This is a genomic window from Candidatus Tisiphia endosymbiont of Nemotelus nigrinus (assembly GCF_964026475.1).
Lineage (GTDB): Bacteria > Pseudomonadota > Alphaproteobacteria > Rickettsiales > Rickettsiaceae > Tisiphia.
The window spans coordinates 628,582-649,789 of record NZ_OZ032151.1 but is presented as its reverse complement, the minus strand read 5'-3'; the positions used below and the strand labels follow the sequence as shown (position 1 = coordinate 649,789).

The window sequence follows — 21,208 nt, the reverse complement described above, 5'->3', positions numbered from 1 at the left end:
ATAATGAAAGAATTCACCCCTATTACAGTAGCTTATGGTGACGGTATAGGTCTAGAAATAATGCAAGCGGTATTATATATTTTAAAGGAAGCTTCTGCCAGAATACGTATAGAGGTAGTGGAAGTAGGAGAAAAATTATACCAAAAGCACTATACTTCAGGGATAGCAGAAGATACTTGGCAATCATTAGCAAGAACTAAGGTGCTTCTAAAGGCTCCTATTACCACTCCTCTAGGTGCTGGGTATAAAAGCTTAAATGTAACTCTTAGAAAAGCCCTATCTCTTTATGCCAATATTCGCCCTGCTATTTCTTATGCTCCTTTTATTAAAACACTACATCCAAATCTAAACGTGGTTATAGTACGGGAAAATGTTGAAGATTTATATGCAGGCATCGAATATCGCCAAACTCATAATGTTTATGAGTCTCTTAAGTTAATCAGTCGAGTTGGTAGTGAAAGAATTATTAGATATGCCTTTGAGTATGCGATAAAAAATAATCGTAAGAAGGTCACATGTTTCAGTAAAGATAATATTATGAAAATGTCTGATGGGATTTTTCATAAAGTTTTTGAAGAAATTGCTAATGAATATAAGCAAATTCAAAGTGATTATTATCTTATAGATATCGGCACTGCAAGGCTAGCCACTCAGCCAGAATTGTTTGACGTCGTTGTAACTTCAAATCTGTATGGTGACATTCTATCTGACGTATCTGCAGAAAGTTCTGGTTCAGTAGGACTAGCTGGCTCTGCTAATATAGGGCAAAATTATGCTTTATTTGAAGCTGTGCATGGTTCTGCCCCAGATATTGCCGGTCGTAACTTAGCTAATCCTTCTGGTTTACTTAACGCAGCAATTATGATGCTAATTCATATCGGGCAACAGGATATTGCTACATTAATAGAAAATGGCTGGAAGAAAACCATTGAGGACGGATTCCATACTAGAGACATTTACAATGAAGAAATATCTAGCAAGAAAGTTGGTACTAAGGAATTTGCTGATGAAGTAGTAAAAAGACTAGGGATCAAACCTTTTACCCTCAAGGTAGCCGCATATTCATCACCAGTTACCCAACAACAGGCTGCTGAGCAGATATATTCAATCAATAGTAAAGAAGTTAAAGAATTGGTAGGTAGTGATGTATTCATACAGATGACAGCATTGACTGCTCATGAGGTAGCAGAAAAAATTCAAACTATTAGTTTAGGTGACTTAGAATTAAAAACTGTATCTTCCATGGGTCTTAAATTATGGCCCAGAGATGAAAGATTTGAATTATTATCTGATCATTGGTGTTGCCGCTTTATGGCAAAGAAGGATGGGGAAAAAATAACACATTTATCTATAGCCCATTTACTTGAATCACTAAGCCAGGCAAAAATAGATTTTATTAAAATTGAGAATCTATTTGAATTTGATGGGAAAGCGGGTTACTCGCTTACTCAAGGAGAATAGTGTTTTTTTTGTTATAGCTAATCGTGTTAGCTGTAAATTTAATTTTTGAGGATATTTATGATATCTATTATTGGTTATGGGTTAATCATACTTGGAATTATAGCAATATTTTCTGGCATTATTGGACTGTTTAGGTTTCCTGACTTTTATACAAAAATTCATGCTGCCAGTGTCATTGAATGTTGTGGAGTACCTTTATCACTTGTTGGTCTTGCCTTTTTACAACATGATTTTACTAGCTCTTTTAAATTAGTTTTTGCTGCTATATTGATTTTAATATTAAACCCAGTATCTACTCATGCAATTGGCAAGGCTTCCCTATTAGGCTCAAATAACCAAAAAGAATTAAAATGATTGATCGTTTATTTATTATACCAGACATAATAAATTTCCAACTAGCTAGTTGGTTACTTATGCTAATCTTGATAATTCTTGTCGTCATATCAATTAAGTTGATATTTTGTAATTCTTTATTAGAAACAGTGATCATAAGCTCTATATTTAGCTTACTTATTGGTTTATCTTACCTACTTATGGACGCTCCCGACGTGGCAATGACTGAAGTAGCTTTAGGTGCTTGTTTATCCGGCTGTGTATTTTTAGGCTTTTTAAGCAAATTGCCAACTATCCAAAAATGCAATCTTAAATCAACCCGGGTCATAAGCTCATCAATTATATGCATAATTTTTATAGTGGTACTCACCGTAGCTGGACTTGATTTACCAGAATATGGGGCGATAGATTCTCCATTGCAAAATCATCTAACCAAATATTATATTGAGAATACTAAAAGTGACATTGGTATACCCTCTTTTGTTGCAGCACTACTAGCTAGCTATAGAGGTTACGATACTCTTGGAGAAACTATTGTCATTTTAATTGCTGGAATATCGGTATTATTACTATTCTCACAAAAAATTACTAAAGATGCTTAAAATTTTTGTTATTATAAAACATTCTACTCTTTTTGTCTTACCTTACATATTTTTATATGGTCTATATATTCAAATTAATGGTGATGCATCACCAGGAGGCGGATTCCAGGCAGGTACTATATTTGCTTCTACGATCATTGGTTTTGATTTAGTCCATGGTCAATTTAAATTAAAGCAATATTTCTCTATTGATTTACTAGTTGGTATGGCTACTATCGGAGTATTGATCTATGCCCTAACCGGTATGGTATCGATATTATTTGACGATAATTATTTAAACTATTATTCTCTGACACATGATAAATTACTAGCTCAACATATTGGTATTTTTGCTATTGAGATTGGTGTTGGACTTTGCGTTGCATCGGTTATGTGTTTGATATATACTTTAATTAATTAGTTATCTCCAACAGCTTCCTAGTAATATTTTGGCTTGATGCGTAATTGGTATTACGTTCTTTGTCGTATTTAGAAGATATTCGATAAAGATAAAATCGTCCACCAATATTACGAAGTTCGATTCTTTTAGTTTTAAGTTTTAATACCCATTTTGGATGTGTCATACTAGACCTTTATAAATTACGTATACAATTATCATACGTATTGCAAAATGGCAACAAAAACCGCTTCACAGGCTCTCTCTTTCTAATTCCTTACTCACATGTTACCTATATTTTACAGAAGTTTGGGATTAATCCGAAATTAGAATCTTACATAAGAAATCTATTTATGCAATTTCTCTAGTGATCCATCCCCCACCAAGAACTCGATCATTATCATATATGACACAAGCTTGCCCAGGAGTTACAGCTTTCTCTGCAGACATTAACTTTACTTTTATTTCTGTATTACTCATTTTACTAATCTTGGCAAAGGTAGCAGGACGAGTCGAACGAATCTTAACTTGTACATCAATTTCCTTTTGCGCAACCATTTCTCTACCAAGCCAATTAACATCCTTAATAGTAAATTCGGTAGAATCTAATACCGAATCTGGACCAACATATACAATTTTTGTATTAGGGTCAATCCTTACCACATAAAGTGGCTCCTGAAAAGCTATTCCAAGTCCACGACGTTGACCTACAGTATAGTTTATTATACCATTATGCGTCCCAAGTTCAAAGCCGTGTACATGGATTATTTTGCCTTTCTCATTAGCATTGGTTCGCATCTTACTAATTATCTTCCTATAATCACCGTCTGGCACAAAACAAATATCTTGGCTATCAGGCTTATCTGCAACACCTAAATTAAACCTAGTAGCAATATTTCTTGTTTGCTCTTTACTTAATTCTCCCAAAGGAAAAGATAGATAATTTAGTTGTTCTAAGGTAGTTGCAAACAAAAAATAGCTTTGATCCTTGGTTATATCAATACCAGTATGCAATTCTGCCCCATCGATACCTTCGATTTTCCGCACGTAATGACCAGTAGCAAGACAGTCGGCTCCTAAATCTTTTGCTACTTTTAGTAAGTCTTTAAATTTAACTGACTGGTTACATTTTACACAGGGTAAGGGCGTTTCACCTCTAATATAACTATCAGCAAAATCATCAATTACCGATTCTTTAAATCTAGACTCGTAATCTAGGACATAATGCGGAATATTTAACTTATCTGCCACCATTTTTGCGTCATAAATATCCTGCCCAGCGCAACAGGCATTTCTTTTCATAGTAGCTATGCCATGGTCATATAATTGTAGTGTTATGCCAATGACTTTATGCCCTTGTTCACAAAGCATAGCAGCCACCACTGAGCTATCAACCCCACCAGACATTGCAACTACTATTGTAGATGGATTACTTATTCTATTACTCATGGTATTATGGTAATTATGTTATGGTAAATATAACTTACCAACTCAACAAACAAAACAGTACATTATAATAACTTTATAGTTAAATACAATAGGCTTCGTAAATTATCCTGATTTTTAATATCCATACTTCTACCTCACTTCACTCATGCACTTGTTATCGACATAATTTTAAACTTGATACTTTATTATTCCTCTATAATATGTTATGATGTTGAGGTGTAAATAATACTTATTTGTGTTATCATATTTAGTATAGTGATTTGCCAAAAGAACTACATAGTTAATGCAGTTGGATTTGATATTTAACAAGGAGTAACTCGCTTGAGCAAGTTCAAATGCAGTTAACTAATAATCTAATTTTTATAATGGATAAGGAGTTAAGCATGTCAATATCATCTGAATTTAAAGTAGGGGAAAGAATCGTGTATCCCTCCCATGGAGTTGGAGAGATAGTAAATGTAGAACAACAACTCATAGCTGGTGCTGATATTAAGGTTTATGTAATATCGTTTCCCCAAGACAAAATGATTCTAAAAGTACCGGTAAATAGAGCTGCTATTTCAGGTCTTAGGAAACTTGTTAGCAAGACTGATCTAGCTATAATATATTCAACACTTCAGAGCAAGGCTAAGCAAGGTAATAGGATGTGGAGTAGAAGAGCCCAAGAATATGAAAGTAAGATAAATTCTGGTAATATAGTAGCCGTAGCAGAAGTAGTACGAGATCTCTATAAGAATGTTGATAGCGATCGTTCTTATAGTGAAAGAACTATTTATGAATCAGCATTAAATAGGCTAGCTGGGGAGCTTGCAATTCTTGAGAATATAAATTCTGAGGAAGCAATTAATAAATTAATTGAAGTGTTGAGGGATAAACTTGCTGCATAAAGTTCGCTACATACAATCGAAAAGTAGTATACTGCTCCGGTCAGAGGTTTAGAGATATAACACATAGAAAATTCATAAGAATGCTAAGACAATGGTAATTTTTGGGTATAAACTAACCAAAAATTAAACCACAACAATAGTTATATTAAGCTCATTATAGCAGTCCCTAAAAAGATCTGAAATATTGTAGATTCTCACTTACGTGAAAAAAACTAAATAAGGTAAAAAATGTCTGAATTTACCAATTTGCAATATTGTAAAGGAAAGGAATCTGGAGCTAATGAAGCTGGAGAATTAGGGGGGATATATAGTAGCCAAGATAATGTTCTTTCCATGGTTAAAAAAGAAAATAAGGCGGAAAAAAATATATCAGAATTTTTGGGATCCCAAATTTTCCAAGCAACAAATCCAGAGCATGGAGCCAAAGTTTCGCTCATTGTACCTAAGCATCTTACCGAGAAAGTAGCACAGGAAGGAGGTCTACAAAATGATGGCTCTGAGGTGTATGTACAATCTGAGTTTTTCAACAATTACAGTGGAGACATGTTTGTAGACATGGATAACAACATGTCTACGAAAACTAAGCCAGGCAGATGGTTACGAAAAGATGGAGGAAGACCACTTTTTATGGGAACAAGAGAATTATTGTCAAGTACTTTAACTAAAGCTTTTAAAGAACTTCATTATAGTGATTTTGATAAAATAGCTCCAACTAGCTTATTAATAGGCGACTTTGATATTCATACAGGTAATATAGGGGTTATAAGAGATTCAGACAATTCTACTATCCCGCCTAAACTAGTTAGGCTCGATTTTGCTGGAAGTTTTGACCAATTAGAGGATGAGATATATCCAAATTCTTGGTCTAGACATCTGCCCTTACTAGGTCCAACTAATCATTTTAGAGAATTCCCAAGCACACTAAAGTATAATGATTTATTTGTAAAAGGTTTACTTGATACTGCACAAGTTGATTTAAATAATACTATTGATAATAGCTTCACCGAATTATCAAAATATTATAGTGATAAAGCACTAGCAAATTGGGCAAAAATGGCAATGAGTCAGAAATTTAAGGATATAGCCCCAGAACACATAAAAATTGCTGATGTTAAATATGCTCTTAAAGAGACTATGCAAAAGAGACAACAATCATTAAAAGAATATGGGTTGCAAATTAAGCTAGGTCTTTTAGTAACAAGGGGAAAAATTAATAAGCCAGAATTAAAAAAATTAATCCATGAACACTTTGATTATTTTAGTAATATAATTGAGCAAAGCAAAAAACTAAAATTCAGGAAAAATACTAAAGGAGAATATATTAAGTATATTTTAGGTAATAGAACTCGAGAAGTACTATTAATTAAAGAAATAACCCAAACAATAAGAGACGCAGTAAAGCAAGAAAAACAAGCACTATCAATAAAAGCTAATAATCTTGCAAATAATCTAGAATCATCTGTGCAAATATCCAGAAAAGCACTAGACGTTATGCATATTAGTGATGCAACAACTGCAACTACTGAAATTAGAGCTAATGAAATTCAGCCCGTACCCTGCAAAGTAACTCCAATCAAAGTAGATTTGGTAACATTAGCTTTTAGACAAGAAATTATTGCTAAGCAACAAACAACCTTAAAAAACGTCCTAGCTGAAGCAAATATTAAGAGCGGGACAGGAGTTGCTGTTAGCAATCTTGCTATTAATTCCCAGCAATTTAAAGAGTTTATAGAAAATAACAACGAATTAATACAAAAAACCTGGGCTAGCTCCGTTACAAAGAGTGCTGTTACTCAAGCCATGAATGACGAAGTGCAAAGCTATGCAAAAATCCATCAGGCTAATAATTTTAAGCCGTTAACTTGGAGCAAGCAGGCATCAATAGACAATATAACTGATACTAGATCAAGGATTATTAAAGTCAAAGATCAAGAATTATTTGAACTAACAGAAACTACGGTCAAGACTTCTACTAAAGTAATTTTAGAAGATTGCGTAACAGAAAAAGAGATTACCAATTATCGTAATATTAATCTACCATTAGCCATCAAACCACCTGGTACAGCTGTACATTTTTCGTTCCCAGTGCAAAACGAGAAAGGTGAAAATATTGAAGCATCGAAGGCACTTTATTTTACTACTCACTATAATGAGCAAGGAAAACTAGTAGAAATAACCAACCCATTATCATTAAAGTTTACTGACGATGATAAAGATGCTATAGGCTATATACAAAGGGGGGATAATATTTACACTATCCCTGTGACCAAGGGTCAGTACGAGGCAATGCTACAAGAAGTAGCAAAAAATCAAGGATGTGCTATCAATATGTCACAAACCATTATCCCCCCTGATGCAAGTGACTCTATAATGCATAATAGTGAATTAAAGCAAATTCAGAATAACTTAAAACGTCATATAACCAATGCACCACCTAAGATAGTACCGCCGCCCAAGACATCATCACAACAGCTAAATCATGATAGAATATGAGTCATCACTACTTAGATACCTTACATCTTGGGAATGTGATATAAGTGTCTAAGATCGTTATAATCTTAGTTTGTTTTAAAACTAAGATTTTGTGATTTATAATTGTTACAAAAAAACCTACCCTATTATAACTTTAATTTAAAAACGATGATTGATATAAACCAGCAACAAATACTAAATAAAATTTCTAATATTACCTTTAGTGACAATACGAAATTAATCGATATTATATCTAACATTGTAATTAAGGATAAGAATATTGGGTTTGCAATTGATATTTTTGGCAAGGATATTAAGGAAGTCGAGGAAATAAAAATTACAGCCATCAATAAATTAAATGAAATAGCTAATATTGGCAAAATAACTATAGTTTTAACTAGCAGCAAAAATTTAGCCAAGAAATCAACTAAACCGAAAGTTAGGCATTTCATTGATGGAGTAAAAAAGGTAATATTGGTGGCATCTGGTAAAGGTGGAGTTGGTAAATCTACTATAACCGCATTGATAGCCGAACAACTAAATCTTGAAGGATATAAGGTAGGAATAGTGGATGCTGATATTTATGGTCCGTCGATTCCGCAAATATTTGGTATTAGTGATGTGCCAGAAATAGTGTATAATAAAATGACCCCTTTAAAATCGCGGGGCATTGAAATTATTTCTATTGGATTTCTTATTCAGAATAATTCTGCTATTGTTTGGCGTGGCCCGATGTCTAGCAAGACAATTTACCAGCTATTATCTCTAACTAATTGGCAGGAGTTAGATTATTTAATTATTGACATGCCCCCTGGTACCGGTGATATTCACTTGAGTATTTTAGAAAATTACCAATTAGATGGAGTAATAATAGTAACTACTCCACAAAAAATGGCAGCAATAGACGTCGTTAGATCGATTGATTTATACAAGAAATTTAACCTACCAATTTTAGGTATTATAGAAAATATGAGCTATTTAGTTGAAGCAAGTTCAGGAAAGAAAATCCAAATATTTAGTGGCAATAGTGGAGAAAATTTTGCCAAAGAATATAATATACCTTTAATCTGTAAGATTCCTATTGACCCAAAATTATCCTATAATTGTGATAATAGTATTGGCCTTACAGATATAATTAAACTACCAATAAAAAAATTTGTTTAATGATATACTCAAATGACTTGAATATAAAATTCATAAAAAAGTAGACCCTAAACAAAGTAGGATTATATGTCAAACATAATCAAAATAGAAGAAGTACCAACTATTAAAAGACCTAATTGGATAAAGGTTAAAGCACCAAATTCATATCAATATCATGATACAAGAAAGATAATTGAAAATTTGAAATTAAATACAGTTTGCCAAGAGGCTGCCTGCCCTAATATAGGAGAATGTTGGGCAAAAAAACACGCGACAGTTATGATTCTTGGCTCTGTCTGCACTCGTGCTTGCAGCTTTTGTAATGTTAAAACTGGTCGTCCTGATTTACTCGATCCGCATGAACCACAAAGATTAGCTCAAGCTGTGATGAAATTAGGGCTTGAACATGTAGTAATTACTTCAGTTGATCGAGATGATTTAGATGATGGTGGAGCTGAACATTTTGCCAATTGTATAAAAGAAATAAGACTAGTTTCTCCTAATACCACCATTGAAGTTCTAACCCCAGATTTCCTTAAGAAAGATGGAGCAGCTGACATAGTGGTATCAGCAAAACCAGATGTTTACAATCATAATGTAGAAACAGTACCTTCTTTATACAAAACTATTAGACCAGGAGCGAGGTACTACAATTCACTAAGTCTTTTGCATAATGTAAAAAAATTAGACCCTGAAATTTTCACTAAATCAGGCATGATGGTTGGCCTTGGAGAAAAAAACGATGAAATTATGCAAGTGATGGACGACTTAAGAGAAGCCAAAGTTGATTTCTTAACTATCGGACAATATTTACAACCAACCAAAAATCATGCTGTAGTTGCTAGATATGTTTCTCCAGAAGAATTTAAATATTTTCAAAGAGTTGCCAAGGTTAAAGGATTCTCAATGGTTTCTGCCAGTCCATTAACCCGTTCTTCTTATCATGCTGGTGATGATTTTCAAAAATTAAAGGATAATATCAAATCTAAAAATTATAGTAATTTATGTTCTGTAAACATTATAGAAAATGAAAAAAATATCTAAAAAGCATAGTCTAAAATTACCAGTGATAATATCGTTCTTATTCGGTATTGCTACTGGAGTAGGATATAATGAAATAAGCACTACAGCTTCTTGGCATAGTTTTCACAATGAAACTGATAATTTAAATGTTTGCTTTACCCCTCCATCTGGTTGTGGCTCATTAATAGCACAAGAAATATCTAAAGCTAAGGATAGTATCTATATTCAAGCATTTGGTTTAACTTCACAAAAGATCGTCGACCAATTAATTAAAGCTAAACAAAACGGTGTTGAAATAAGAGTATTATTGGATCGTAGTAACTTACACGATAGATATTCTAAAATGCATGAATTGAAACGGGCTGGTATTGATGTATCCATAGATAAAGTACCAGGTATTGCTCACAACAAGATTATGATTATTGATAAAAGTAAGGTGATTACCGGTAGCTTTAATTTTACTAACGCAGCTGATAATAGAAATGCTGAAAATGTTTTATTAATAGAAAATAGTGATATTGCAGAAACGTATCTGCAAAGTTGGCTTAGTCGTAAAGCCAAGAATTAGCCTTCCTTTTGTTATAGTGTACCCAATTGTCAAACCAAAAAAATACGTTAATTTGTTTTTAACTATTTTTTTATAATCAAAAAATACAGTTGAGCTGAAATATTTTCAGGTTTAGGTGAAACGCTTTTAGGTTTAGGTTTTTCTTCATAATATGCACCATCACACCTTGGGACTAAACATCAAACATTAGATTCGTGGTTATTTACAGTTAAAACCTCACCTTACGCGTAATCCCCATGACAATTTAAAAATTGCAGAAAGGTACAAAACGTCATTGCGAAACCACGTAGTGGTTGTGGCAATCCACATTCATTAGATTGCTTCGTCGCTACTAGACACTGTTAACAAAGCTTATTTAGTTGGTGAATAAAGTTTTTTTTGCTGCAAATTATAAGATTTTTTTGAAATAGGTACACTATTCCAGCAAAAATCTTATTAATTTTCGCTAAAAAATCCATTAATTCATCAATTAAATAAGCTTTGTTAACAGTGTCTAAAGTAGCTCCTCGCAATGACGCCGGGCTGTTTTCCCTGTGACTTTTAAATGCCATACGTAAGTTAAAACGACATCTATTTAAAGTACACACATAAATTAGTTTATTACATGGGATCAATGTTTAGCCCGGATATTGCATGAAGGTATCAAGATTTACCTATGAACCCCTTGTAATATAAGGGGTTTGGAAGAATTGTACAAAAATACAAATTGTATATTTAGAGTTTTATATATTTTAGCCCGTATCCCTCATGAGACAAGGGCTAGAACAATTGGTTTATTATCTATCATGCAATATCCAGGTTAGACTTGTTACCAAATACGGTCATACACCTGTTATTGACATAATTTCAAAAAGTCTGTTGTATATGATCGTAAGAAATGCAATAATATAGTGACAATTAAAATAGTTATTTTATTCTTATGAGATTAATAAAGTTATTCTTCCTTATTATATGTTCTTTTTTGATAATTGGTTGTGATAACAAATCTCAAGAAAAGAACTTAATAGCTGCAACTTCTGCAGACAATCCACCTTATGAATTTATTCAAAATGGGCAGATAGTAGGACTTGATATTGATATTATTAATGCTATAGGAGAAAAACTAGAAAAAAAAGTTATAATTAAAAATTTTGATTTTAATGGCTTACTTGCATCTTTGGCTAGTGAAAATGTTGATATAGTGATCGCTGGATTAACAGTGACCGAAGAGCGTAAAAAACACATTAGCTTTTCAGAACCTTACGTAACAACTAAGGTATCAGTGTTATATAGAGCAATAGATGATTTAAAGAGAGTTGAAGACTTGGATAATAAAGTTGTTGGTGTGCAACTTGGTACAACATGGGCCGTGATAGTTCAGGATTTAGCCCAGCAGTTTAATATCAGAACAAATTATTTATCAAATAATTTAATGCTAGTCGAAGAATTGAAGTCAAAAGTTATAGATGTGGTGGTACTAGAGGAATCGCAATCTAAGAAATTTATTGAGAATAATCCTGATCTTGCTAGTTTTAGTTTAACAGAGTTCTCATCTGAGCTTGCTATTGCTATGCCAAAAGATTCTAAACTTATTGAAAATGTCAATAAAGCTATTAGTGAATTAAAAAAAGATGGTACAATTAGTCGTATTACTAAAAAATGGCTTCAATAGTGAATTCCGAACAATTTAAACAAGCTCTTAGCACTTTGCCCACTGGCGTTACTATCATTACCACTTTATACAATAGTAAACTGTTTGGTTTTACGGCAAGTTCTTTTACCTCGGTTTCTTTGTTACCGCCATTAGTATCGTTCTGTCTTGATAAACATTCCTTCAGTATCAGTGCTTTTGCTAGTAGTGAGTGTTTTGCTGTTAGTATTTTGGCTGAAAATCAAGAGGATATTTCTAGACATTTTTCTAAGTTTAGCACGGATAAATTTGCTGGTATTTCGTATGATTTAGGACAAACTAGTAATTGCCCTTTGATTAAAGGAGCAGTTTGCCATATTGAGTGCAATAAGTTTAGTCAATATGAAGTGGGGGATCATGTTATATTGATTGGTCAAGTGATAAATACTATAGTGAATAGTAATGTAAAACCACTAGTGCATTGTTTAAGACAATATAGAGGACTAAAATGAGTGTTTCCATAGGTATTTGTGGTGCTACCGGTAAAATGGGGCAGATGATAATTCAAAAAATGAATGGATTAAATAGTTGTACGCTTTCTGCAACATTTTCTAGGAAAAATAACATAGATGATCTTGCTGAGTTTTGTTGTAAATCTGAAGTGATTATCGATTTTTCTAGTAGCGAGATGTTGGAAAAATTGCTTAACTGCGCCATTGCGTACAACAACAAATTAGTTATCGGTACTACCGGTTTGACCAACCATCAGCTCGATCGCTTACATGAAGTTTCTAAAAGTTTAGCAATATTCTATTCAGCTAATATGAGTTTAGGAGCAAATTTACTGGCGATGTTGGCAGAAAAGGCAGCAGGAGTTCTGGATGATACTTATGATATAGAGATTTTAGATTGCCATCATCGTATGAAAAAAGACGCCCCTTCTGGTACGGCAATAATGTTAGGTAAGGCTGTGGCACAAGCTAGAAACTTAGATTTTGATCAATGTACAATATTTGATCGTACTGTAAAAGGACAAAGACAGGCTGGTGAAATTGGCATTGCTTCTATTAGAGGGGGGCATTTACATGGAGAACATCAGGTGTTATTTTTAGGGGATAACCAAACCATTACTCTAAAGCATCAAGGGTCAAGAGAGTCATTTGCTGATGGAGCGATCCGGGCTGCCATTTGGATATCTGATAAGCCCCCTGCCCTTTATTCAATGAGCGATATGTTTCCAGCACTTCAAAGGTTTTGACTATTAAAAGTTTTGTACTATTTACGGATGTACATGTTGACATATCCTCCTAATAGGAGTATAATCGCTTATATTATGTTGATGGTTAATTATAGGAGTCACAATGTCTCGTAGATGTGAGCTTAGTGGAGTTGGTGTTTTACACGGTAATAAAGTGTCACACTCACAAAGAAAAACTAGAAGACGCTTTGAGCCTAATCTGAGAGTGGTGAGGTTTGCAAGTGATCTTACTGGGCAAGAATATAGGCTTTCAGTAAATGCCAAATGTTTGCGTTCTGTTGAGAAGGTAGGTGGTTTTGATGAGTATATGCTTAAAATATCAAGTGATATACTTTCAGATAAAGCACAAGTAATTAAAAGAAAGATAGCTGATAAAAAAGTTGGTGCTGCATTATGAAAGCTGGAATACACCCAAAATATAAAAAGTTCAAAATTATCATTAGTAATGATGTTTTTGAAACAAATTCCGGTGGTTATGCAGAAGAAATTCTGATGGATGTTGATTATAGGAAACATCCAGCATGGACTAAAGAATCTGGAAATATTGTTAACCAATCTAATAAAAATGTCAGCGACTTTAACAAAAAGTTTGCTGGTCTTAATTTTGGTAAGAAAGCTTAACCAAGTTTTGCTTATTTCGGAAATTGCAGTGTACTATCTTGGTTAACAAAAATAAAATCAACCCTTGAAAGCAGAAGGAATGGGTGTTATCGTGGGGTGGAGCAGTCTGGTAGCTCGTCAGGCTCATAACCTGAAGGTCGTTGGTTCAAATCCAACCCCCGCAACCAGTTATCATTTTGTTATGCACAGGGAAATTAAAACTGATATTGATGTAATTTTTAAGGTTGATAAATCTTATCCAGTTAGCATACTAAAAATATATACTAAAGCAAAGGTTTTACCAAATATACAAGGGTAGTTGATGAAATGTAGCCTTAATAGGTAGTCGTTCCGTCAGAAGTGCTAAAAATTAAAAATAATCCAAAATTTAACACCTTGGCCAAAAATTTTTGTATAAAATTTAGGAGTTTAATTTTGCTGATGTAAATTTTTGGTGTAAAAAGGTGATTTTTAAAAAATTTTTGCATGACGATTTGTTAACGATTTTGTAATCGTTTAACTCATTTTATAAATTGATTAATTGCTACGTAGAAAAATTTGTTTTGAGAAGGTTATAGTGACCCCAATTGTCAAACCAAAAAAATAAGTTAATCCGTTTTTAACTATTTAGAAATTAACTATTTTTTATAATTAAAAAATACAGATAATACAAAATTTCAACATAGTTAATTCTCTTTTATTGGCCGATAAACATCAGCTGGTCTTTTATAATTGAGAGATTGATGTCTTCTCTCATTATTATACCACCCAATAAATTCATTCAGTATCTTCTCTAAATCAGCTATACTTTCAGGCTTATAATAATATATTGCTTCTTGTTTTATTGTTCTCCACAATCTCTCAATATGTATATTATCAAAGCACCTACCTTTATGATCCATACTGATTTTAATATTATGCTCAATTAGTAATTTTATGAAATCCCCACTAGTAAATTGAGAACCCTGATCACTATTAAATATCTCTAGTTTGCCTATTTGTAGTGCTTCCTCTAGTATAAATACATAAAATTCTCCTTCAAAACTGTGACTTAAGCCATATGTTAAGTGCTATAATAGAACAAGCTGGTTGTAAACTAAAATTTTTACCGCCTTATTCGCTGGATTTAAATCCTATTGAACATCATTGGTTTCCGATAAAAAATAACATTAGAAAATTATTGGATAAAGGCATTTCTGTATTTGAGGCAAGTTGTAGAACGTTTAAAATAATGTATGAACCTATATGTTAAGTGCTATACAATGTAACGGCTATATAAATCAATTATGGCAATGAAATACATAACCCGGATATTGCATGAAGGTATCAATATTTATCTCTGAACCCCTTGTAATATAAGGAGTTTGGAAGAATTGCACAAAAATACAAATTGTATATTTAAAATTTTATATATTTTAGCCTGTAGCCCTCATGAGACAAGGGCTAGCACAATTGGTTCATTTCTATCATGCAATATCCGGGTTAGGGGGTCATTATAGTTTTATATACCAAATATCTTTCAGCATTTATAATGATTATTTTTATAATATGCTCTTGAGCTATTAGTGCTAAAATATTTTATGATATAATTTGATATAATAGTTAGTTTCTTACCTCTAAAACCCCTTCTTTATACAACTTTCAACAGTTTAGGAGGAAGGGGTAATCTTATTGTATTATGTGAATTGATGGGTGGTGATATGTCAAGTATAGTAAGAATTTCAACAAGAGCTTTGGTAAGATCATGAATCATTTGATCGGTATGGTTAGGTGTTGGAATGATTCTTAAGCGTTCTGTACCACGTGGCACGGTCGGAAAATTAATATGCTGAACATAAATATTATAGTTATCCAGCAACATGTTAGAGGCTTGTTTGGCTTTAATAGGGTCACCAATAATTATGGGTATAATATGGCTATCATTTTTAAAGTAATTCACTTTAGCTTGATCAAAAGATTTTTTTACCTTGGCTATTACTTTTTGGTAAGTGTCCCTTTCTACATTAGAACTTTTTAAATGACGAATACTTGCAGTTGCTGCTGAAGCGATAATTGGCGGTAGAGAGGTGGTGAATATAAAACCGGGGGCAGTAAGTCTTATAGAATCTATAATCTGACGATCAGCTGCAATATAACCACCAATAACGCCGTAAGCCTTACCAAGCGTTCCCTGGATGATATTAATTTTACCAGCACAGCCTTGAAGAGCAGCAATGCCAGCACCATGCTTGCCGTATAAACCTACTGTATGTACTTCATCAATAAAAGTTAAAGCATTATATTTTTTAGCTAAATTCACTATTTTTTCTATGGGGGAAAATAATCCATCCATAGAATAAGCTGACTCAAAAACAATAATCTTTGGTCTATTAATATCCACTCCTTTGAGTAATTCCTCAAGATGTTGGACATCAATATGTCGATAAATATGTTTTTCAGATTTTGAGTTGCATATACCGGAAATAATAGAAGCGTGATTTAACTCATCTGAGAAAAAAACTATATTAGGCATTATTTTTGCCAGTGTTGAAAGGGTAGTATCATTGGCAACATAACCGGACGTAAATACTAAAGATGATTCCTTATTATGTAGGATGGCTAGTTCTTGCTCTAATTCTATTATGCAGCTATTATTGCCGCCTATATTTCTTGTGCCACCAGAACCAATCCCATATTTGGCTGTAGCTTCTAGAGCAGCTTTGGTAACATCTGGATGATTGCTCATACCAAGATAATCATTGATACACCACATGACAATTTCTTTATCATCATGCCAAGCGGACGGAAAGTTATCTGCCTGCCTTTGAACAGGAACAAATTCACGATATCTGCCTTCTTGTTGAATTCTAGTTATGTGATTATCAAATATATTATTATAATTAGACATTATATTAACCTTAATTACCAATTAGTATATACTCGGTGAACTTCAATAATTGGCGTCGTCGTTGTCAAAGATCTGTGCTGCTCACGTACTAATGTACGCTCCGCTGCTCGACTTTGACACTCCTAGCTCTTCTTGAAGTTGACCTTCGTCTACCCAACTCTTGAAATCATAGCTGTATACACAAACAGAGAATCATAGAAAGCTACGATTTCCATCAAAAACATGATAAATAATTTTCTTTACAACTGAGTTACCAGTTATATACGTCCAAATAATCGTTCAATATCTTTGAGTTTGAGTTCAATGTAAGTTGGTCTACCATGATTACATTGACCTGAAAAAGGGGTTTTCTCCATTTGTCTTAACAATTCATTCATTTCTTCAGCAGATAATTTGCGACCTGCTCTGATAGCATAATGACATGCATAGGTTTCTGTAACATGTTCTATCAATTGAATCAAGGAAATATTTTCGCCAAGATCAGATAAATTATCTGCTAAGTCTTGGATAAGTTGACTTATATTGATATCTCCTAATAGGCTTGGAGCCTCTGATACAATGATTGATCGCTCGCCAAATTTTTCTATGCTTAAACCTAGTTTAGAAATATCTGTCTTTTTATTATATAATAAATCGGCTCTTTTGATATCTGGCAATTCTACTATCTCAGGTATGAGTAATCTCTGCTTAATTAACCCATTATTACTTATCATCTGTTTAATCTTTTCGTATCCTAAACGCTCATGTGCTGCATGTTGATCTACGATAACAATACTATCTGCTGTTTGTGATATTATATAAGTCCCGTGCAATTGTGCCCTTGCCGCTCCGAGTAGCACATTATTACAATCAGTATGGGCATAGTCCTCTGCTATTTCTACTTTAGCATAAGGTTCAGTCTTTATTAATGGCTGTTGAACATTAGAACTATCTTGGGTGGATTTAGGGAGAGTTAAGTTCTGGGCTCTATAAGTACTGCTATTATCAGATACACTTAAATTATTCGGATATATTTTATTGGAAAAGCTAGGACTTTTTTGCGATACTATATTTGTTTTAACAACACTATTATTAGTAGTTGCAGTATTTCGAAAAAGACCTAAGGCAGTTGTAGCAATATTCGTTGACACCATATGGCTTTTAGTGGCAAGGGCATCCTTAATAGAGCTTACCAGTAATCCCCGTATGGTATTTGGATCGTGAAACCTTACCTCTGTTTTGGCAGGGTGAACATTAACGTCAACCATTTGGGGATCTATTTGTAGAAACAAAACTGAAACTGGATGTCTATCTCGAGCTAAGTAATCCTGATAGGCTACTCTTAAAGCAATTTGTAGTAATTTATCCTTGACGGGTCTATTATTAACAAATAAAAACTGATCTTCAGCAGAAGCCCTATTAAAAGTAGGAAGACTAGTAAAGCCATATACTGAGATTTCTGGTCTTTGTAGATTAATATGAACAGAATTTTCAATAAAATCATAACCTACTATATCAATTATTCTTTGCTTTAAAATCTTGTCAAAATTACCCTCTTGACCTTTTACTTTTAAGATATTTCTACCATCATGAGATAAATTAATACTGATTTTAGGATGAGCTAATGCAATTTTCTTTATTACATCTACTGAAGCTGCAAATTCGGTTTTATCAGATCTCAAGAACTTTAATCTTACAGGAGTAGCAAAGAATAAATCACGTATTTCAATCTTTGTACCCTCATTATGAATAGTAGGCTTACTTTCTTTATTATGCCCGCCACTAATTTGCATCTGATATGCTCTATCAGCTCCACGCGCCTTTGAAGTAATCAGCATTTTGCTTACGGAGCCTATAGAAGGCAAGGCTTCTCCGCGAAAGCCAAAAGTGTGAATATTTAATAAATCTAACTCATCAAGTTTGGAAGTAGTATGACGCTCTACGGCAATATTTAACTCTTCCTCAGACATACCTATCCCATTGTCAGAAATAACAATAAGATTTTTCCCTGCCTGTTCAAGCATTATATCTATCTTAGTGCTAGCTGCATCAATAGCATTCTCAACTAGTTCTTTTACCACCGAAGCTGGTCGTTCAATTACTTCCCCAGCAGCGATACGATTTATAGTACTATCTGATAGGAGTTTTATCTTCATTACTTAATCAACACAAATTTTTTACTACAATAAGGACACATAATAGCTCCATTGACCGGATCAATTTCCAAATAAATTCTTGGATGATCATAAGGATACTCTTTACCAAAACATGATACGGATGTAGAGATAGTTTCAATAATTTCTACATTTTGCATAAAATTAAAGCTGTATGAGAGTTTGTTAGTATGTTATAATTATAAAACATAAGTTACATTTATTCAAAATAAAAATTAGGTATACTCAGATAGAACTTCAAGAATTGGCATCGTCGCTAAGTTGACCTTCGTCTACCCAACTCTTGAAATCATAGCAGTATATACTCTTCTGCTTTGAAGAATTGTTTTTTGAAAATATCAGGGACTCTCATGCTCATGTACTGCTTGCATGTACTCGTTCCTCATTTACAAATCCAATTCTCCAAATCTATTTTGAGTATATACTAATTATGATATACACTAAGTGTTTTATGAAAAATATTTTTATTATTTTTACTCAAATATTCTCTATTAGCAAGAAGCTCCGACCCGTAATTGCGAGGAGCACAGGGTAAAATTTGCCCCCTCGCAATGGTGTCATTCTCGCTATTGTTTTGCCCCCACAACTGTTGAAAGTTAAAAAAGGTATAAAAATATAACTAAAGATTGTGTATAAATTAAGTTCATATAAAAATAGGAACTTAACGTGCAAATATCAGAAATTATGAATTTAATAGATGAAAATAAACTAAATGAAGTAGGTAAGTTATACAAAATAGATAAAGTAAATAATAAAATTACAGGTAAATTTATATGATAAAAAACATAAGCAAATAAAATGTAATTTGCGACTAATTAAGGCAAAAAGTTAAAAAGCAGGAGAATTATGGTTTTTAACTAATATATTATATTTATCAGCTCAAGATATAGCAAGTACATACAAAAAGCGTTGGAAGATAGAAGTATTTTTTAAATATTATTAAGCAAAATTTACAGATTAAACATTTTATTAGCCATAAGGAGAATGGGATGAAGGTATACATTATTTTGTTTACAATATTCAAGAAACTGAACAATTTGCAAGGGTTTAGGCTTGCTTTATTGTAATTTATGTTGTTGCTTGAGAAAGAAATTATCAAAGATATAGTGTTATTTTGCGGTGGAGATCCTAGACACTTATATCTTTAAATTATGATATAAGTAATTGTAAGAGGGTGACTTGATAGACACTGGACTGAAATAGTCGTAAACAGAATAAGTACCCTCTTACAAAGTTTGCTTTGAACAAATTGCAGAAGGTGCTGGAAACAGCAGCCTTGCACAATAAGATGAAGGAGATTATATCATGAGTAAAATAATAGGTCTAGATGTAAGTAAAAAATGGTTAGATATATGTTTATATGAGTCTAACAATAAACCGATATATAATCGTTTTTCCAACGATAAGTTAGGGCATGAAGAACTGATAAAATTAACAAAAGAACAAGAAATTAAGCTAATAGTATGTGAACCTACTGGAGGTTATGAAGCGGATATTTGCCAAAAATTGTATAATAATAAACAACAGGTACATAAAGTCAATACATATAGCTTTAATTCATTTAGTAAATCGGTGAATTTGTGTAAAACTGATAAGAAGGACGCATTTAAATTAGCATATTATGGCGATAAGATGCAGCTTTCAGCTAATTATTTATATCAAGTTGAATCCGATACTTTGAAGAGATATCAGCAAAGGCGAGAAGATTTAGTATTAATGCTTAGCAATGAAAAGAAGAGGCTACATCATAGTATTGATGGTATTGATAAAAAGAGTATAGAAAAGCTCATTAAATTTTTACAGAATGAAATAGCTGAGCTTGATAAAAAATTAAGTGAAGTAATAGATGAGTCAGAAGAGTTGAAAGAGAAGGTAAAAATATTAGAGAGTGTGCCTGGTATTGGTAAATGCGTAGCTAAAAAACTAATTAGTTTTTTACCTGAATTAGGGAATAAAAATTATAGTAGTAATGAATTGTCAGCAATTGTAGGGATAGCTCCTTATGCCCGTGATAGTGGTAATAAGCAAGGACGAAGATTTATTAGAGGTGGCAGAAAAATACCACGATATGCTTTATATATGGCGGTATTGGCTGGTAAAAACGGTGTCAAAAATGGTTTTCAATATTTGAAAGCTTTATATGATAGGCTTGTTAACAATTTTAAACCTAAAAAGGTTGCTATAGTTGCATGCATGCGTAAACTACTTGAAGTATGCCATAAACTTATTCAACAAAAACGTTGTTTTGTTATTTAGATAAATATTTTTATTTTTTTGAAAATTTAGATAAAAGATAATTGCTGTTAACAAAGCTTATTTGATTGATGAATTAATGGATTTTTTAGCGAAAATTAATAAGATTTTTGCCGGAATAGTATAGCTATTTC

General features: G+C 32.9%; 19 protein-coding genes, 1 tRNA gene and 2 pseudogenes. 16 read left to right on the top strand and 6 right to left on the bottom strand.

Annotated features, from left to right (window positions below; translation table 11 throughout):
- Positions 1-3 precede the first annotated feature (3 nt).
- From AAGD39_RS03025 to AAGD39_RS03015, 3 genes and pseudogenes are all read left to right on the top strand, one after another.
- Positions 4-1,461: an NADP-dependent isocitrate dehydrogenase gene (locus AAGD39_RS03025; protein ID WP_341757124.1), complete on the top strand. Its 1,458-nt coding sequence runs from the start codon at positions 4-6 to the stop codon at positions 1,459-1,461.
- Positions 1,462-1,518: 57 nt separating this feature from the next.
- The gene (locus AAGD39_RS03020) at positions 1,519-1,815 is read left to right on the top strand and encodes a Na+/H+ antiporter subunit G (RefSeq protein ID WP_341757123.1); all 297 of its coding nucleotides are present in this window, start codon (positions 1,519-1,521) and stop codon (positions 1,813-1,815) included.
- A pseudogene (locus tag AAGD39_RS03015) lies at positions 1,812-2,796 on the top strand (DUF4040 domain-containing protein). The gene AAGD39_RS03020 and the pseudogene AAGD39_RS03015 overlap by 4 nt, the downstream one beginning before the upstream one ends.
- Here the strand turns inward: AAGD39_RS03015 and AAGD39_RS03010 are convergent.
- Entirely contained in the window at positions 2,789-2,959 is a 171-nt protein-coding gene (locus AAGD39_RS03010; RefSeq protein ID WP_341757122.1) for a hypothetical protein, read from the bottom strand. The pseudogene AAGD39_RS03015 and the gene AAGD39_RS03010 overlap by 8 nt on opposite strands.
- Positions 2,960-3,123: 164 nt before the next feature.
- Positions 3,124-4,221 carry a tRNA 2-thiouridine(34) synthase MnmA gene (gene mnmA, locus AAGD39_RS03005; protein ID WP_341757120.1) on the bottom strand — a complete coding sequence of 366 codons (1,098 nt, stop codon included), beginning with the start codon at positions 4,219-4,221 and terminating at the stop codon, positions 3,124-3,126.
- Between the two features lie 383 nt (positions 4,222-4,604).
- Between mnmA and AAGD39_RS03000 the strand changes: the two genes are divergently transcribed.
- From AAGD39_RS03000 to AAGD39_RS02950, 11 genes are all read left to right on the top strand, one after another.
- Entirely contained in the window at positions 4,605-5,108 is a 504-nt protein-coding gene (locus AAGD39_RS03000) for a CarD family transcriptional regulator (RefSeq protein WP_341757119.1), read from the top strand.
- Between the two features lie 228 nt (positions 5,109-5,336).
- Positions 5,337-7,601: a Sca4 family protein gene (locus AAGD39_RS02995; RefSeq protein WP_341757118.1), complete on the top strand. Its 2,265-nt coding sequence runs from the start codon at positions 5,337-5,339 to the stop codon at positions 7,599-7,601.
- Between the two features lie 147 nt (positions 7,602-7,748).
- Positions 7,749-8,744 (top strand): Mrp/NBP35 family ATP-binding protein, encoded by a 996-nt coding sequence (locus AAGD39_RS02990; protein WP_341757117.1) that lies wholly within the window; start codon positions 7,749-7,751, stop codon positions 8,742-8,744.
- Between the two features lie 66 nt (positions 8,745-8,810).
- On the top strand, positions 8,811-9,767 hold the full coding sequence (lipA, locus tag AAGD39_RS02985) for a lipoyl synthase (protein ID WP_341757116.1): 957 nt from the start codon (positions 8,811-8,813) through the stop codon (positions 9,765-9,767).
- Positions 9,751-10,314, top strand: coding sequence for a phospholipase D family protein (locus AAGD39_RS02980; RefSeq protein ID WP_341757115.1), 564 nt, complete (start codon positions 9,751-9,753; stop codon positions 10,312-10,314). The genes lipA and AAGD39_RS02980 overlap by 17 nt, the downstream gene beginning before the upstream one ends.
- Before the next feature lie 919 nt (positions 10,315-11,233).
- Positions 11,234-11,965, top strand: coding sequence for an ABC transporter substrate-binding protein (locus AAGD39_RS02975; protein WP_341757114.1), 732 nt, complete (start codon positions 11,234-11,236; stop codon positions 11,963-11,965).
- Positions 11,953-12,435, top strand: coding sequence for a flavin reductase family protein (locus AAGD39_RS02970; RefSeq protein ID WP_341757113.1), 483 nt, complete (start codon positions 11,953-11,955; stop codon positions 12,433-12,435). Before AAGD39_RS02975 ends, AAGD39_RS02970 begins: the two co-directional genes overlap by 13 nt.
- On the top strand, positions 12,432-13,181 hold the full coding sequence (gene dapB / locus AAGD39_RS02965; RefSeq protein ID WP_341757112.1) for a 4-hydroxy-tetrahydrodipicolinate reductase: 750 nt from the start codon (positions 12,432-12,434) through the stop codon (positions 13,179-13,181). The genes AAGD39_RS02970 and dapB overlap by 4 nt, the downstream gene beginning before the upstream one ends.
- A gap of 103 nt (positions 13,182-13,284) precedes the next feature.
- Positions 13,285-13,578, top strand: coding sequence for a 50S ribosomal protein L28 (gene rpmB / locus AAGD39_RS02960; RefSeq protein WP_341757111.1), 294 nt, complete (start codon positions 13,285-13,287; stop codon positions 13,576-13,578).
- Positions 13,575-13,802, top strand: coding sequence for a 50S ribosomal protein L31 (gene rpmE / locus AAGD39_RS02955; protein ID WP_341757110.1), 228 nt, complete (start codon positions 13,575-13,577; stop codon positions 13,800-13,802). The genes rpmB and rpmE overlap by 4 nt, the downstream gene beginning before the upstream one ends.
- Before the next feature lie 90 nt (positions 13,803-13,892).
- Positions 13,893-13,969 (top strand) — tRNA-Met (locus AAGD39_RS02950).
- A gap of 498 nt (positions 13,970-14,467) precedes the next feature.
- On the opposite strand, the pseudogene AAGD39_RS02945 reads toward AAGD39_RS02950, so the two are convergent.
- Positions 14,468-14,797: pseudogene (locus AAGD39_RS02945) on the bottom strand (transposase); the annotation flags it as partial.
- A 44-nt stretch (positions 14,798-14,841) separates the two neighbouring features.
- Here AAGD39_RS02945 and AAGD39_RS02940 point away from each other — a divergent pair.
- Positions 14,842-15,033: a transposase gene (locus AAGD39_RS02940; RefSeq protein WP_375359817.1), complete on the top strand. Its 192-nt coding sequence runs from the start codon at positions 14,842-14,844 to the stop codon at positions 15,031-15,033.
- A gap of 378 nt (positions 15,034-15,411) precedes the next feature.
- Here the strand turns inward: AAGD39_RS02940 and hemA are convergent, their stop codons facing one another.
- The 3 genes from hemA to AAGD39_RS02925 all read right to left on the bottom strand — a co-directional run bounded on the left by hemA (position 15,412) and on the right by AAGD39_RS02925 (position 18,961).
- Complete coding sequence (hemA, locus tag AAGD39_RS02935; protein ID WP_341757109.1) at positions 15,412-16,668, bottom strand: 5-aminolevulinate synthase; 1,257 nt, start codon at positions 16,666-16,668, stop codon at positions 15,412-15,414.
- Positions 16,669-16,925: 257 nt separating this feature from the next.
- The gene (mutL, locus tag AAGD39_RS02930; protein WP_341757108.1) at positions 16,926-18,803 is read right to left on the bottom strand and encodes a DNA mismatch repair endonuclease MutL; all 1,878 of its coding nucleotides are present in this window, start codon (positions 18,801-18,803) and stop codon (positions 16,926-16,928) included.
- On the bottom strand, positions 18,803-18,961 hold the full coding sequence (locus tag AAGD39_RS02925) for a zinc-finger domain-containing protein (protein WP_341757107.1): 159 nt from the start codon (positions 18,959-18,961) through the stop codon (positions 18,803-18,805). The genes mutL and AAGD39_RS02925 overlap by 1 nt, the downstream gene beginning before the upstream one ends.
- A gap of 1,165 nt (positions 18,962-20,126) precedes the next feature.
- Between AAGD39_RS02925 and AAGD39_RS02920 the strand changes: the two genes are divergently transcribed.
- Complete coding sequence (locus AAGD39_RS02920) at positions 20,127-21,077, top strand: transposase (RefSeq protein ID WP_341756716.1); 951 nt, start codon at positions 20,127-20,129, stop codon at positions 21,075-21,077.
- Positions 21,078-21,208: the final 131 nt, after the last annotated feature.

What these genes read in the sequence shown, in the direction of transcription:
- rpmE (WP_341757110.1), top strand. Translation starts at nt 13,575, where the DNA reads ATGAAAGCTGGAATACACCCAAAATATAAAAAGTTCAAAATTATCATT.
- rpmB (WP_341757111.1), top strand. Translation starts at nt 13,285, where the DNA reads ATGTCTCGTAGATGTGAGCTTAGTGGAGTTGGTGTTTTACACGGTAAT.
- AAGD39_RS02970 (WP_341757113.1), top strand. Translation starts at nt 11,953, where the DNA reads ATGGCTTCAATAGTGAATTCCGAACAATTTAAACAAGCTCTTAGCACT.
- dapB (WP_341757112.1), top strand. Translation starts at nt 12,432, where the DNA reads ATGAGTGTTTCCATAGGTATTTGTGGTGCTACCGGTAAAATGGGGCAG.
- hemA (WP_341757109.1), bottom strand. Translation starts at nt 16,668, where the DNA reads ATGTCTAATTATAATAATATATTTGATAATCACATAACTAGAATTCAA.
- AAGD39_RS03000 (WP_341757119.1), top strand. Translation starts at nt 4,605, where the DNA reads ATGTCAATATCATCTGAATTTAAAGTAGGGGAAAGAATCGTGTATCCC.
- AAGD39_RS02980 (WP_341757115.1), top strand. Translation starts at nt 9,751, where the DNA reads ATGAAAAAAATATCTAAAAAGCATAGTCTAAAATTACCAGTGATAATA.
- AAGD39_RS02940 (WP_375359817.1), top strand. Translation starts at nt 14,842, where the DNA reads ATGTTAAGTGCTATAATAGAACAAGCTGGTTGTAAACTAAAATTTTTA.
- AAGD39_RS03025 (WP_341757124.1), top strand. Translation starts at nt 4, where the DNA reads ATGAAAGAATTCACCCCTATTACAGTAGCTTATGGTGACGGTATAGGT.
- AAGD39_RS02975 (WP_341757114.1), top strand. Translation starts at nt 11,234, where the DNA reads ATGAGATTAATAAAGTTATTCTTCCTTATTATATGTTCTTTTTTGATA.
- AAGD39_RS02925 (WP_341757107.1), bottom strand. Translation starts at nt 18,961, where the DNA reads ATGCAAAATGTAGAAATTATTGAAACTATCTCTACATCCGTATCATGT.
- AAGD39_RS03010 (WP_341757122.1), bottom strand. Translation starts at nt 2,959, where the DNA reads ATGACACATCCAAAATGGGTATTAAAACTTAAAACTAAAAGAATCGAA.
- mnmA (WP_341757120.1), bottom strand. Translation starts at nt 4,221, where the DNA reads ATGAGTAATAGAATAAGTAATCCATCTACAATAGTAGTTGCAATGTCT.
- AAGD39_RS03020 (WP_341757123.1), top strand. Translation starts at nt 1,519, where the DNA reads ATGATATCTATTATTGGTTATGGGTTAATCATACTTGGAATTATAGCA.
- lipA (WP_341757116.1), top strand. Translation starts at nt 8,811, where the DNA reads ATGTCAAACATAATCAAAATAGAAGAAGTACCAACTATTAAAAGACCT.
- AAGD39_RS02990 (WP_341757117.1), top strand. Translation starts at nt 7,749, where the DNA reads ATGATTGATATAAACCAGCAACAAATACTAAATAAAATTTCTAATATT.
- AAGD39_RS02920 (WP_341756716.1), top strand. Translation starts at nt 20,127, where the DNA reads ATGAGTAAAATAATAGGTCTAGATGTAAGTAAAAAATGGTTAGATATA.
- mutL (WP_341757108.1), bottom strand. Translation starts at nt 18,803, where the DNA reads ATGAAGATAAAACTCCTATCAGATAGTACTATAAATCGTATCGCTGCT.
- AAGD39_RS02995 (WP_341757118.1), top strand. Translation starts at nt 5,337, where the DNA reads ATGTCTGAATTTACCAATTTGCAATATTGTAAAGGAAAGGAATCTGGA.